Source organism: Plantibacter sp. 2H11-2 (assembly GCF_050031945.1).
In the GTDB taxonomy this organism is placed as follows: Bacteria; Actinomycetota; Actinomycetes; order Actinomycetales; family Microbacteriaceae; genus Plantibacter; species Plantibacter auratus.
Genome location: NZ_JBNBBL010000004.1, coordinates 200,339 through 213,428, shown reverse-complemented (window position 1 = coordinate 213,428; position 13,090 = coordinate 200,339). Strand labels below are relative to the sequence as shown.

13 protein-coding genes are annotated in these 13,090 nt (G+C 61.8%); 11 read left to right on the top strand and 2 right to left on the bottom strand.

Annotation, left to right across the window (positions count from 1 at the left end):
• Positions 1-24 precede the first annotated feature (24 nt).
• On the bottom strand, positions 25-684 hold the full coding sequence (locus ACQG07_RS10475; RefSeq protein WP_426738247.1) for a helix-turn-helix domain-containing protein: 660 nt from the start codon (positions 682-684) through the stop codon (positions 25-27).
• A gap of 367 nt (positions 685-1,051) precedes the next feature.
• On the opposite strand from ACQG07_RS10475, the gene ACQG07_RS10470 reads away from it, so the two are divergent.
• The 5 genes from ACQG07_RS10470 to ACQG07_RS10450 all read left to right on the top strand — a co-directional run bounded on the left by ACQG07_RS10470 (position 1,052) and on the right by ACQG07_RS10450 (position 8,244).
• Entirely contained in the window at positions 1,052-1,261 is a 210-nt protein-coding gene (locus ACQG07_RS10470; protein ID WP_370581850.1) for a helix-turn-helix transcriptional regulator, read from the top strand.
• Entirely contained in the window at positions 1,258-2,280 is a 1,023-nt protein-coding gene (locus ACQG07_RS10465) for a hypothetical protein (protein WP_426738246.1), read from the top strand. The genes ACQG07_RS10470 and ACQG07_RS10465 overlap by 4 nt, the downstream gene beginning before the upstream one ends.
• Complete coding sequence (locus tag ACQG07_RS10460; RefSeq protein WP_426738245.1) at positions 2,267-3,088, top strand: hypothetical protein; 822 nt, start codon at positions 2,267-2,269, stop codon at positions 3,086-3,088. The genes ACQG07_RS10465 and ACQG07_RS10460 overlap by 14 nt, the downstream gene beginning before the upstream one ends.
• A gap of 11 nt (positions 3,089-3,099) precedes the next feature.
• Positions 3,100-4,236, top strand: coding sequence for a hypothetical protein (locus ACQG07_RS10455; protein ID WP_426738244.1), 1,137 nt, complete (start codon positions 3,100-3,102; stop codon positions 4,234-4,236).
• Positions 4,237-4,512: 276 nt separating this feature from the next.
• Positions 4,513-8,244: a hypothetical protein gene (locus ACQG07_RS10450; protein WP_426738243.1), complete on the top strand. Its 3,732-nt coding sequence runs from the start codon at positions 4,513-4,515 to the stop codon at positions 8,242-8,244.
• Between the two features lie 177 nt (positions 8,245-8,421).
• Here the strand turns inward: ACQG07_RS10450 and ACQG07_RS10445 are convergent, their stop codons facing one another.
• A complete protein-coding gene (locus ACQG07_RS10445) occupies positions 8,422-8,760 on the bottom strand; it encodes a hypothetical protein (RefSeq protein ID WP_426738242.1) in 339 nt (112 codons plus the stop codon).
• Positions 8,761-8,838: 78 nt separating this feature from the next.
• Here ACQG07_RS10445 and ACQG07_RS10440 point away from each other — a divergent pair, with 78 nt between their 5' ends.
• The 6 genes from ACQG07_RS10440 to ACQG07_RS10415 all read left to right on the top strand — a co-directional run bounded on the left by ACQG07_RS10440 (position 8,839) and on the right by ACQG07_RS10415 (position 13,072).
• Positions 8,839-9,177 (top strand): winged helix-turn-helix domain-containing protein, encoded by a 339-nt coding sequence (locus ACQG07_RS10440; protein WP_426738241.1) that lies wholly within the window; start codon positions 8,839-8,841, stop codon positions 9,175-9,177.
• Between the two features lie 86 nt (positions 9,178-9,263).
• Positions 9,264-9,572, top strand: coding sequence for a hypothetical protein (locus ACQG07_RS10435; RefSeq protein ID WP_426738240.1), 309 nt, complete (start codon positions 9,264-9,266; stop codon positions 9,570-9,572).
• A gap of 275 nt (positions 9,573-9,847) precedes the next feature.
• Positions 9,848-10,252 carry a hypothetical protein gene (locus tag ACQG07_RS10430; RefSeq protein ID WP_426738239.1) on the top strand — a complete coding sequence of 135 codons (405 nt, stop codon included), beginning with the start codon at positions 9,848-9,850 and terminating at the stop codon, positions 10,250-10,252.
• Positions 10,253-10,257: 5 nt separating this feature from the next.
• Positions 10,258-10,581 carry a hypothetical protein gene (locus ACQG07_RS10425; protein WP_426738238.1) on the top strand — a complete coding sequence of 108 codons (324 nt, stop codon included), beginning with the start codon at positions 10,258-10,260 and terminating at the stop codon, positions 10,579-10,581.
• Positions 10,578-11,570, top strand: a complete 993-nt coding sequence (locus ACQG07_RS10420) for a hypothetical protein (protein WP_426738237.1) — start codon at positions 10,578-10,580, stop codon at positions 11,568-11,570. The genes ACQG07_RS10425 and ACQG07_RS10420 overlap by 4 nt, the downstream gene beginning before the upstream one ends.
• Positions 11,567-13,072: an SCO6880 family protein gene (locus ACQG07_RS10415; RefSeq protein ID WP_426738236.1), complete on the top strand. Its 1,506-nt coding sequence runs from the start codon at positions 11,567-11,569 to the stop codon at positions 13,070-13,072. Before ACQG07_RS10420 ends, ACQG07_RS10415 begins: the two co-directional genes overlap by 4 nt.
• Positions 13,073-13,090: the final 18 nt, after the last annotated feature.

Sequence of the window (13,090 nt, the reverse complement as noted above, 5' to 3'; positions counted from 1 at the left end):
GTGGTCCTTCGCGGCAGTTGCCGTCTACGTTCGAGCCGCGTCGAGTTCAGCGGTCACGGCCCTCAGTGTTTGAGCCGTGACGTCCGATATCGCGCGAGCAGCGATCGCATCAATGCCCGCATCGTGGGCGGCGCGGGCAAACTCGAGCTGCGCATCGATGGCTTCCACGCGGCTATCCGCACGACTCCCTCGGAGGTAGACCGGGTCGACACCGAGCACTTCTGCGAGGTTTTGGAGCACCGTCGACGGAGCGTCCATTTCCTTGCCCGCCAGGAGGCCAGCCCATGTTTCTCGTGTCATGACAACGCCTCGATCAGCCAGCGCAGTCGAGACTTCTGCGTACCCGTCCGAAGATCCCCGTCCGCGAGCCTGCGCTGTGACCAGGAGGCGGACACGCCGAGCGACCTCGATGGGCGGTGGGGGCGTTCGATTCTCGCCCTCGGTATCCATCACGCAAGCTGCTTCTGCGGCCGCGACGATCGCATGTGCTTCGACGCCAAGCGCGCCGGCGAGGGTGTAGAGCGCCGAGATCGGAATCTCCCGCTGATTATTGAGGTACCGCAGCACGGTCGCGCGCACCATCCCAGACGTTCGAACGAGATCGTCGATCGTCAGCCCGCGGGCGGTCCTCGCATCGCGAAGCGCAGTCGCGACCGCCGCGTTGAATCGACCGGGAGTAGCCATACGGAGACCGTAGCAAACAGATATACACAGGCACAAATTTAACATTTGACATGGTTGCCGTTCGGTTCCTATGGTGACCGAATGGCTACCAAGACCCTCACTCGGCGCACTGCCGAACATGTCCAACGCATGTTGTGGACTCACGATCTCTCTCAGGACGACGCCGCGAATGTCGCTGACATCCCACCGGGTCATCTCCAGCTGAAGCTCGCCGGCGAGCTGGACTTCACCGTGGATGAGCTCGACCGAATCGCCACGGCACTAGGGTGCCGGAGGTCAGAGATGCTCCCCGCAGATCGGCGTCCAGCTGGAGGCGATCGTGGTGTCTGACATTCGCACGCTAATCGACTCCGAGAGCCGCTCGGGCATGGTTCTCGATACATCCCACGCCGCCGTCTACTGCGGGCTGTCCCGAGGCACAATGTACAACCTGCAGTCGAAGCGACAAGGCCCGCCCGCTTTCAAACATGGACGGAAGACCGTCTACTACCCCGCGGATCTCGACGCCTGGTTGGCGACGAGAATCACCCCCTGCGCTGCGAAACACTCCGACGAGACGGAAGGTGCAAGCGAGTGAGCGCCGAGCAGCAGTCCCCGCCTGCCAACGGTTTCCCAGTCTCCGAAGCTGAGTTCATCCGTCCGCAGTTCGCATTCGAGCGCGAGTACGGTCAGTACCGGAACTGGTGGGCCCGAGACCAAAGGATCGTCGGCAACCCGTTCTCGCTCCTGCTCTACCTCGTCACCCATCAGCGCACCTACCGGATCACCCAGTCACGCGCTCAATCTGACCTCGGGCTCGGCAAGGATGCATTCCGCGCGGCGCGGAAGAAGCTGGAGGCCGCAGGGTACCTGCGGGTTGAAGAGCATCGGCACCCGCCCGGCACGGTCGACGCTCACGGCAACTCGATCGCCGGGCACCGAAGAGTCCTGCTGATCCTGATGGATCCCCCTCAGCCGGACGCGGCGGTAAAGCGTGTGCCTCTGGCCTCGGCGGATCATCCGCCAAGGGTTCAGAGTGCTGATGCGGCTGTTGCCGAGACGACACTGACTCGCATGCCGATGCGGCAACCGTCGCCCGCTGTACCTGCGGTGAACCACGTCGGGTCTTCCTCCGAGGTTCAACCAACGACGGCTGCCCCGCCGCTTAATGAAGACCAACAACTAAAAGACCAATCTTCTTCGGTCGCGAGTTTGGAGCTCGCCCTCCACGCGCTGCACCCCGGGCTCAGCCTCGCCCGGTTGCGATCGTGGCTTGCTCGGAATGCGCCTTTGATCGAACCGGCACGACTGGACCTCCTCGCTGCCAGTGTCGACGTCATCCACGCAGCTGCCCGACCGATCGGTGACCCCGTCGCGTATGTCGGCCGATCGATCGAGCGTGAACCGATGCGATGGCTCGAGCGCGCCTCTGAGGACGATGTGTCGGTTGAGATGGAAGCCTCGCCTGGCCCTGGCCGCCTCGGCAGTCGCCCACCAACGGCCGCCGAGTGCGGTGCTCGCGGGCATCGTTTCATCGGCACGTTCCGCGAGATGTGCAGCACCTGTGGCGAGGAACGCCCGGGATGGCGAGAGGACCGTGACCGTGACTCAGCGTGAAGTGAAATCGATGCCATCGGAGGACTGCGATGTCGTCGATCGGGAGCTACTGCTCCAGTCGTCGGACGCGATCGATCGCATCGGTCTGGACGTCTTTCTCGCAGCCGTCGAGTCGACACGCGGGTACGTCGTTCGGGTCCTTAACCAGCATGGTCTGCCCGGCGAGATCGATACCGCGATGCAAGAGATCCGCGTCATTGCATGGCGTCGTGCCGAGAGCTTCGAGCCCACTCGCGGTCCATTCGGGCGGTACGCGCAAGGCATCGCGGCCAAGGTCGTTCTTGCAATCAGACGTGAGTCCGCCGTTCACTGCGGGCGGTTCACCATCGACGTCGACACCGACCGCCCAGCGCCCGGTAGCGATCCCCTGGACTTGCTCGTCCACCGTTTCGAGATGAGGCGTTGCATCGCCTGGGTGCGCGAGACGGTGTCTGAGCAGGACTGGTTGATCGGTCTGGAGATGATGCTGACCGATGAGGCGCGCGACGACGTCGTGGAACTGCTCAACGTCTCGCCCCGAGCGATTCGAACGGCCCGCGAGAACATCGCCGCGGCGGCGTGGACAACTCGCGCGGCGCTTCGCCTGGCCGACCGCGGCTACCCGAACACAAGACAGACCGCGGTCGAGTGCATCCCCGAGGCGGATGGCCTGCGCTCGATCGCCGTCTTCGAACCCGCGATGCTGCGAGATGCCGCCGGCGTGGCATCCATCACCGGGCTGAGTAAGCACCGCGTTCACGGCAGGATCGCGCATGTGAGAAAACTCCTTGTTCTCGCCTCTCGCATCCTCGACGGAGAGACCATCTGATGGCTGCACCCATGCTCGCGATCAAGGTCGTCGCGGCGATCGGACCGCGAAGGCTCTTGGCGATCGTGCTCATCGCGTTGCTCGGGATCGTGATCGCAGTCGCCGCTCTGCCCGCCCTCGCGATCTCGATGTTCGTTCCCGCCGGCAGCGCATTGCGGCAGGCGTACTGCATGGCGCCCGGCAGCGCGGCTTCCAGCCGAGCAACCGGTCCGCTCCCGGTCGCCGAGGAAGTATTGGTCCGCGAAGTCGTCAGTGCTGTCGCGACGGTGACCCCAGAGCCGAAGGCGAAGCTCGCCGCGCTGACGGCCGCCTACGCGGCGTCGAACATGACGCGCGCCGACCCCGCCACGATTACCGATGACACGCCGCTCGGTGTGTATCGCCGGACGATTCGGGGCGGGTGGGGTTCTGCGGAAGAGCTGCAGGATCCTGCGGCTGCAACCAAGTTGATTCTCGGAGGCGCTGGACCGAGTCGTCCCGGCATCATGACCGAGCCATCCTGGATCGACGAGCCGGCCGGATGGTGGCTGTCCACCATCGGCATTCATGTCGAGGGGCCCACCGTCTCAGCGGCCGAGGCCGCCGCGCGCAACGCGCTCGCGACAGTTGAGCCCGGCCTCCCTCCGGAGGACCTCACCATCGGCAAGTCTTGCAACTACCTACCCGTCGACGGCGACAACCGTGAGCTCGCGCTTCGCCTCGTCTCAGCGATGGACGAAGGGCGTCTCGTCGGTAGCGACTACCTGCAGCAACTGCGCGACATCTCGAACGGCACCGCGCACGCGGACTGCGGGGTCGATTCCCGAATCATGCAGATCCTGCTCATCGCGCTGAACACCTTCGAGCAGGTCGCAGTCTCGGACCTCAATCGCCGCTGCAGCGGGTCGTTGGAGGGGGCTGGCGAAAATTCTTCGCACTACCGCGATGGTGGCGGCATGGCCGTGGACATATACGCGATCGATGGCCTCGCGATCAACGGAGGCAACGAGAATTCTCTGCAGCTCATTGAGGCGCTGGATGCAGTCGTTCCCAGCGGAGCCAGGGTCGGCCAGCGCAACTGCCGTTCACCACTCCCACTGAGGAACTTTCAGCAGTTCGATGACTCGTGCAATCATCTGCACCTCGACGTCGCCTACGCCTCGAACTAGTTACACAAGTACCCCGCCGCATACGACAGCGAACCTCTTCGCAGCCAGCGCACTACTCCAATTTATACAGCCGAACGTATCGCCCATGACGTACTACGCAGATCCCACATGTCGCATGCTCGCAGGCCCGAAGACCCGAAGACCCGACGGTGACGCGGACGAAACCCGGAATCGAAACGGGAAGCATGACAAACTCGACACTGAAATTCGGCGTCGATCGGCACCGACTAGCCCCAGCGCGGATATGCTTCTCGGGTGCCTATACACGTCGGTCCCATGGTCCAGACCGTTGCGCGCCTCCCGAGCCAACTCTGGTCGCTCTTGAGAACTGTCCTGCGCAGTCAGACACCTGCCCCCAGTCCGCTGAGGTCACTACGACCAGCATACGACTCAGCATTTCACGACACCTATGTTGAAATTCTCCTCCGCGAACTCAAGAGCAAATCAAGCGCCGCGCCCCTCAACATTGCACTCACCGGCAGCTATGGAGCTGGCAAAAGTAGCATATTGCAACGCGTGCGCGAGATATACCCAAAGAGCACGGTGGTTATCTCTCTTCTAGCCCTGGGCGAGGACACGCTTACACAGAGGCACGAAACGTCATCCAGCACGTCCACGCCCGCGATTTCTCGAACCAACATTATCCAGAAAGAGATTGTCAAACAGCTTCTCTACCTCGAAAAACCCCGTCGCATGCGAGGATCACGGTTCCACCGAATCGCGCCTATAAGGTGGGGGCTGACCATAACCTTGGCGACGATCACTTCGATCGCGGTCACCGCCGGTTCCTATATCACAAACTTGCTTGCGCGAATCGTGGCATTGTGGCCTGATACGGACTTCGCGGAATCACTCACATACGGCGCACTATTCCTCGGTAGCTTCGGAGCATCCATGATCCTCCAGGTCTACCTGTTCGACAGATTCTCCCTGGCCCAGGTCGAAACGGGCGTCGCCTCCATATCTTTATCGGCGACATCGTCGAATTACTTCGATGAGTATCTCGACGAGATTATCTATTTCTTCGAGCGCACTGGGCGATCAGTTGTGATCTTCGAAGATCTCGATCGATTTCACAACCCCCATATTTTCGAGACCCTGCGTGAACTTAATGGAATCCTGAACGCCTCGAAGCAGCTACGAAAGAAACACCAAGTTCGTTTCATTTATGCCATCAAAGACAGCATTTTCAGCACGGCGAGCGGTTCAACCGACGCTGCCAATGGCACGCTCTCACAGGACGTCGTCAACCGCACAAAGTTCTTCGACGTGATCATACCGATCGTTCCGTTTATTACGTACCGAAGCGCCGCTAGTCATATCACGAGCACACTGGCCGATCGTCACTCCGCGGTTTCCCCAGCCTTGATCGAAATTGTGGCCACCCACGTGACGGACATGAGACTGATCAAGAATATCAATAATGAACTCATGGTGTTTGAGCCGAAGATTCTCGGCGGCAGAGGGATCCAAGGGTTAGACCTGGACCGATTATTCGCCATGATGGTCTACAAAAATACCCACCTGGCCGACTACGAGAAACTTCGCATCGCCGCCAGCTCCATCGACTTGATTTACAAGGCGAGTAGGGAGATTGTTCGTCAGTCAATCGAGCGAAACGATGGCCTTGTCAGTCAACTACGCGCTCAATTGGAGACGCAAGTCACCCAGCAATCGCGTTTGAGTCGAATTCAGTCTGAGTTGACAACGATGATCCGGGAACGTCTCGATCAGTTCGACTTCGTTCCCGCCTCCTACCGGATGAACGGAGAGGTCATCGACGAGACTAAGTTCGGGACGCCTCAGTTCTGGCAAGAATGGGTTGACCACGAATGGGATCTGGAGGTCGTATATCGTCGCTACAATACGCCTACGGTTGCCGCGTTTACGTATTCTGACGTCAATCGCCAAATCGACGGGGGCATCGATCTCCCTCGGTGGGTGACTTCGAGCCGCGAGGACATTGAGCGTCAAATTCGCGCTGCGCAATTTGCGCGCACTGTCTTTGCAGAGCTGAGCATGTCGGATCTATTTGAACAGCCGCTAACATTCACGGTAAGCTACGGTCCAGAGGCACTTCAAGCACCGGGCATTACCGAGGGTGACTACACATTAGAAAAGTACGCGCGTGCATTGCTCGCCACTGATCTTGCTTTTGATCTTCTGCGTCTCGGGTACATCGACCAGAACTACCTTCTGTACGGTTCAGAGTTTTTAGACACTCGCTTGTCAGCAACCGCGATGAACTACCTCATTCAGCACGTACAGCGCAAGTCACCAGACTTTACTTTCGTCTTTGATCCGACGGATGACCTCCAGGAACTCCTCGAAAAGGCAGGAGCTCTCGCCTTTAGCGACAGATCGCTATACAATCTTTCTCTCGTTGACCACATGCTAGATACTTCCGATCCTAGAATCGCTGGGATCTTAGAATCGCTGGGCGAGGACTCGCCTATTGACGAGGCATTCGTCGGCGCCTATCTGGCGGGCGGCGGGCACAGAGCGGATTTCGTTCGTTCTCTCGCGCACACCTTCCCACGGGTATTCGATCTACTCCAATCCCTCACGATGGCACAAGATCTCAAATTGGAGCTATTCTCAGCCGCCCTCGAGGGTGCGTCACCGTCTGTGACTTATGTGTCCTCCGAGTCGACCCGCGAGGCACTCCGTTCATCGGTCTCAGACTTGCAAGTGCTCACGAATTCCTCATTGACGAGTGTGGCCGCCAGCGTCTGTGCAGTACTCGCTCAGATGAACGTGGAGATTCCTGATGTTCGCGCGCTTTCGGATATCTACTACAGTCCGGTCGTGGATCACGCTGCGTGGGAACTGAACTTCGACAACATTGCTTTCCTGTCGGGGGCTGACAATGGCGCCTTGGATGAAATCCTCCGTCAGAGTCGGCAGGTCGCAGATCGCGTGCTGGAGGATCTACCGAGGTACCTCACCACCGTGAGCGAATCAGCCGGTTCTATGGTTACCGTTCACAGCTCCAGCGATGTCATCCGTATTGCCAATCTTGTTCAGGAGCGCTGGCCTGACAAATTGGAACGCACACTGTCGCTTGCTGAGGAGTCTGTGAGAATCGATGACCTTACCGACCTCGAGCCTGGGGCGATACCTGCGGCCGTGCGGTCCGGCAGGGTCGCCGCCAATGTCGTCAACCTCGTCCTGCTCGTGGAAGCAGGGGCGTTTGCCTCCGTACCTGAGCTGCTTGAGGACGCGGCAGAGGTAGCACTCTTCGGACAGGTGAGTGACGATCGCAAGTTGGATGCCGCTAGATCGGTCATCGCGTCCGACTCCCTCGACGACGACCAGCAGATTAAGGCTGTGAGAGGACTATGTGCAGGGCTCGCTCTAGACGTTAGTGAGATACGAGTCACGGAGGGTGACCTGTGGCCGATGATGCTCCGCGAGGGCATCATCAGTGATGAACCGGAGAGCCTTAACTCATATCACCCTGCCGCTTCAGCCGCGAGACTGGCGTTTTTGCTCACGAGCACCAGAATCGTTGACTTCATCGAAGAAGTCGAACTTTCCGACGATGATCACCTCGCAATAGCACACACGGCCATGGTGGAAACCGACGCTGGCTCCCCTGGTCCAGCTCTGAGAATCGCGAAAGCCATTCTTTCCTCAGGTTCAGCACTCGAGTCCGTTCATGCCGATGCTGGAAAGATGTTGATTCAGCTTGCATTACGGCGAGGCTGGTACCTGCAATCACCCTCCCTGCGATTGATGATGGGCTTCGGCATGACCGATGATGAAATCGTCCGGCTGCTGTCAATTCGTCTGGAGGTACGGAGGCCGGACAATGTTCGGTCGGTATTGCTCTTAGGCGGGGGCCCACTAGTAGCTCTGACCAAACCCGGCCACAGTCCGGTCTTAGTCCCCGCGCGCGAGCATTTCCGTCAGTTGGTCGATTGGCTCAGGCAGAACGGCAAGGTCAGTTCCGTTTCACCCGTGCGTAAACACGGCTTGTTGAAGGTCAATATGCGGCGCGCGTAGCATCAGCTTGTGCAGACGCGCTAGCTGACAGCATTGCGCGATCCAGCGAGCTACCTAGCAATGACTTCGTCTGGGGCGGTGGCGCGGTTGAATTTGAGATGCTGGTCGTCTCCCTCGGCCCTTTCGCTCATGCTCACTATGACGCCAATTCACCCCGCGTCGACCAGGTCTCGGACCTTAGGTGATGGCCCGTCCGCTCGTCACATGCATTGACTCGGCGAGCACGGACACGAGCACGGCGTCCGAGGTGTCGGTCAGAGCACCTTGCTTCTGAATCATGAGCTCGCCACGGACGGTCATCTCGTCTCCTGGAGCAAGCGAGCGCGCGTAACTCACCAATGCGGCACCGGTGCAAACAACTTGACACCACGGGAGCAGGGTGGCGGTGGTTCGACCAGCTTCGTCGAGCGCAGACTGCTCGTCAGCAATGATGAACGAAGCAACGGCTTCTCGGTCGGTTTCCGTAACGAGCGTCGACCCGATGACGCGTCCGACCATGTGGATCCAGGCGACCATGCTGCCTCGCAATCTTTTTAAGGATGGTTTTGCCGTTCGCAAATCCTGCCACTTGCGCAGACCGTGCACAATGACCCCATGCCCCGCGTCGCTCGCCCCAAGCTCTCCGACGATGCGCGGAGTGCGCTCGCGACCCTCGGTGAACCGGTGAACTTCGCGATCCTCGCAAGACTGCTAACAGAGGGGCCACTCACGCGAGGACGGATCGCCGAGCTCGTCGAGGTAAACCGGGTCACGGTGCAGGACCACCTGGAAAGGCTGCGTGAACTGGGAGTTATCGAGGCACACCCGATCCAGGAACCTGACGGCAAACGGCACCGGTACGAGTACGTCGTCCTCGAGCACGTTGTATCCGAGCGTTACCGGGATCTCGGCGTCGAGCTTGGCCTGGGCCGGAATCGATCAGCGTCCAAGTAGCCGGGAAGTTATCCACAGACGCCCATCCTCGCCCGAGGCGGGGCCGCTCCCGCGCCTAGCGTCGACTGCATGACCTGGGCGAACCGATGAAGCTGCGCGGCTGGATGTTCCTGCTCCCGCTCCCGTTCCTTGCGATCGTGCTCGTCGTGGTGATCCTCAGCCGTTGGGGCGGCTGGGTCATCAGCCAGGTCGTCGTCTCGTTGTTCGGAACCGCGGTTCTGCTGCACGACGCGCATCAGGATCCCGCGACACGCGCGTTGGTTCTCGCCCTCATATGGGCTGCTGCTGCCGCGAACGCGACGCTCTACATCAGACACGTCGCTCGGTGCCAGCGCACTGCCCAGGCGTCATTCAGTACTTCCTTAGACCTCACTCCCTACCGCCGCCGCAACTAGGTCCGCTGGTCTCCCCGCGTCACTACAAGAGCGATCGAGGACGCGCACGTCCTCGCGAATTCTCGGGAGGATCGATGCGGCGACCGCTGCTTGTAGGACTGCTTGCCATCGGGGCCATCACTCTGACCGGGTGTGTCGATGCCGGCGCTGCACCCCAGTCCACAGCCTCATCCACAGACCGAACAGACCTCTCCCCCGATGCTCCGGATCTAGAGCCAGTCGCCCGGGCGGCCACCTCCGACCTCGGCGTCGCCGTCTACGAACTCGGCAGCTACGTGACGACCCAGGGCTCCGGCCTACTCCGCCAGCCCGGCGGAACGGACCGCTTTCCGTCCGGCAGCTTCGTGATCGTCATCCAGGTTTCGCTCGACGGATTCGTCCCCTTCGGCGAACTCGACCTCACCGGCCTCACCGTTCGGGAGACGAGCTGGGCCGGCCTCGGCGACGCGGCCGAACTAGACACTAACGAAGGACCGGACTTCGCGGCCGATGCCGGCGTCCCGTGGGGACCGGCCGGCGCGCAGGGGCGCGGTCGTGACTGGTCTCTGCCGAACCACCTGAGCACGAGCTTCGCACTCGCCTACTACGTGCCGTTCGGTGTGTCCACGCTGGATCTCGTCGTCGATGTTCCCTCGCAGCGTGACCCGCTGACCCTCTCCGTCCCGGTCCACGCGGAGTGAAGACCGTGGGTGAATTCGTCATCACGTCCCTGTGGACCACGGACGCCGGCGGGCTTCTCCTGAAGACGATCCCCGACATCACGCCGAAGGCTGGTCCTGGATCGAAAGCCATCCAGGACCTTGCGGGCAACATCCTCTTCGTCGTCCTCATCCTCTGCGGCATCGGGGTGCTCCTCGCTGCCGCCTGCATCGCGCTCGGTTGGCTCATCAAGAACGGAGCACTGAAGTCCGTCGGGATCGCGGGGGTTCTCTGCTCAGTCGCCGCTGCCGCAATCGCGGCTGGCACCACCGCACTCATCAACTTCGGCATCGGGCTGCAGATCGTATGAGTCACTTCCGGACTGACGACTTCGGCGTGCCCCAGTTCGGCTGCGGGCCCGCCGACATCCCTTGTCTGGCTCAGGAGTCTGCAGCACGCTTCATCGGCGGCGGCATCATCGGCCTCGGCGACTTCATGACCGACATGCTTGCAAATGCCTTCATCGGCAGCCGTCCCGGCGAGTCCAGCTGGACCATTGCCGACGGACAGTTCTGGTTCTGGGTCGCGACGATGGGGCTCGTCATCTCAATCGTCGCCTGCTTCCAGCTCGCACCCGCGGCGATCATGCGAGACGGCCGGCGGATCGCGCAGGTCGCCGTCGGCCTGGTCGTCGCGGTGCCGTCCAGCGTCGCCGCGGTGTACGTGATGAGACAGTTTGTGACCTACGGCGGCGAGACGACCGACGCACTTGTCGCAACCGTCCAGGACCAGAGCCTCGGTAACGCACTGCTGCGCATGTTCGGATACCGCATGGTCGCTGACGTCGCCGTCCCGACCGACGATGGCGCGATCGCTCAGGCCATCACCACCGCCAAGCTCGCCCCGAACGCGGTCATCGGCCAGTACACGGTGGTCTTCCTCATCCTCGCCATCATGGCGCTGGCCGCGCTCTTCCTCTACGTCTCGATGTCGATCCGCTCCTTCTCCCTCGTCGCCCTCGCCGCGACGGCACCGATCGGCCTCATGATGATCGGGCAGCCGAAATTCGCTGTCTGGGCGACGAGGTGGGCAAACCTGACGATCGGCCTCGTCATCGCCGAACCGTTGGCGGCGGCGATCCTTGTCCTCTCGATCCAACTGGTCACGGACGCCACCGACCTCGGCGTCGTGATCGTCGCCGCCGGCGTCGTCTTCGCTGCCGCCTTCGCTCCCCTGTGGGCAGTCCGCCTGGTGTCATTCGCCGGCGACGAGGTCCGCAACTCCCTGCAGCCCCGGCCGCACGTCTCAGGCAAGGCCCAGAACGCCATGCGCGTCCTCGCTCGGATTCTCGCGAAGTGACCAACTCGCCAGCGTTGCCCCGCGTCCGCTTCGCACAGCGCGAGCGGCGCGGCGCGTTCCTCGGTCTGAGCTGGCCCCAACTCACCGTCATCTGCGCCACGGCCTCGGCCTCCGTCGTGTGGCTCCTGATCGACTGGGGCGTCTACTGGCGCATCGGGATCTGGCCGGCAGCGCTCTCGATCGCCGTCGGCAGCTGGACCTGGCATCGCGAGTCCGGTCTCGCGCTCATCTGGCGTGTGCTCACGTACGCCTCTCGGCGGCATCGCCTCCAGACGAGCTTCAGGCGCGACGTGTGGGACTCACGAAAGGACGAACCCTTGAACATCGGAACGAAGCGGCGCGGGGCTGAAGGCCCACGCGAGATCCATCGCCATCGCCTCCCCGGCGCGCACGGATCGCTGCGCTTCGTTCAAGTCCCGGGTCGGGGCGGATTCATCCTCGACCCGAAACGATCGCTCGTCTCGTTCTCGGTCGACGTCCTGAGCTCCGCCTGGCCGCTGCTCGACGAAGGCGTCCAGCAGGCGGCTTACGACGGCTTCGTCGGATGGATGAGCGGGCTCGAGGCGGTCCCTGGGCTGGTCGATGCGACGGCGCGTATCCGGGTCGACGCCAAACCCGCCGACGAGCTCGCACGCTACGCAGCGGAACGCGATCGAACCGCTCCGTCGACCGTCAGCCCAGCGGTCCGAGCGGAGTACGACACGCTGATCACCGCGGGTGCCGATCGATCGATGCAGTTCACCAACACGGTGACCGTCTCCTGCGACCTGCGCTCGCTCCGGTCGGCGATCAAGCACTCTGGCGGTGGCCTCGTCGGCATCGCTGCCATCGTGACCGATCTTGTCGAGCAGATGCGTGACTCGCTCGAAGTCATCGGCGTCGAGCTCCGGAACTGGCTCGACACAGAAGCGATCGACGAGATGCTCGCACTCGCCATGAACCCGACGAGCTTTGCAGCAGAGTCGCGGAGTGACGGCCCGAACCGACTCGCTCCGGTGATGGGCATCGAGGAGCGCTGGGATCACGTGCAGATCGATGGTTCGGTCCACCGCACGTACTGGATCGCCGAGTGGCCCCGCTCCGAAATCAGCGTGGGGTTCCTAGACAAGTTGCTCTATTCAGGCGACGCGACGCGGGTACTCACCCTCAGCTTGCGGCCGGTACCGACCCACAAGGCTCTGAGTCAGGTGGGGCGAGCGAAGGTCGACCTCGAGGTCGCACGAGGCTTGCGCCAGCGACGCGGGATGATCACCACCCGTGAGCAGGATCGCGAATACGAGGATCTCGGCGAACGCGAGGATGACATCGTCGACGGGTTCACCGACATGGAGTTCCGCGGGTTCGTGACCGTCTCGGCCGCCGACATCGACGGCCTCACCCGCGCATCGGCCTCCATCCTGCAGGCAGCGCAGCCGGCCCGGGTCACGCTCGCTGCGATGTACTTCCAACAGGCCGCGGCGTTCATGTCGACCGCACTCCCGACTCCGGTGGGCAAACGATGAGCCGGCGTCGATCCGGAT

Bases quoted from the DNA above. Each gene is read 5' to 3' on its own strand.
- ACQG07_RS10455 (WP_426738244.1), top strand. From the start codon at position 3,100: ATGCTCGCGATCAAGGTCGTCGCGGCGATCGGACCGCGAAGGCTCTTG.
- ACQG07_RS10420 (WP_426738237.1), top strand. From the start codon at position 10,578: ATGAGTCACTTCCGGACTGACGACTTCGGCGTGCCCCAGTTCGGCTGC.
- ACQG07_RS10470 (WP_370581850.1), top strand. From the start codon at position 1,052: ATGGTTCTCGATACATCCCACGCCGCCGTCTACTGCGGGCTGTCCCGA.
- ACQG07_RS10440 (WP_426738241.1), top strand. From the start codon at position 8,839: ATGCCCCGCGTCGCTCGCCCCAAGCTCTCCGACGATGCGCGGAGTGCG.
- ACQG07_RS10445 (WP_426738242.1), bottom strand. From the start codon at position 8,760: ATGGTCGCCTGGATCCACATGGTCGGACGCGTCATCGGGTCGACGCTC.
- ACQG07_RS10450 (WP_426738243.1), top strand. From the start codon at position 4,513: ATGGTCCAGACCGTTGCGCGCCTCCCGAGCCAACTCTGGTCGCTCTTG.
- ACQG07_RS10435 (WP_426738240.1), top strand. From the start codon at position 9,264: ATGAAGCTGCGCGGCTGGATGTTCCTGCTCCCGCTCCCGTTCCTTGCG.
- ACQG07_RS10475 (WP_426738247.1), bottom strand. From the start codon at position 684: ATGGCTACTCCCGGTCGATTCAACGCGGCGGTCGCGACTGCGCTTCGC.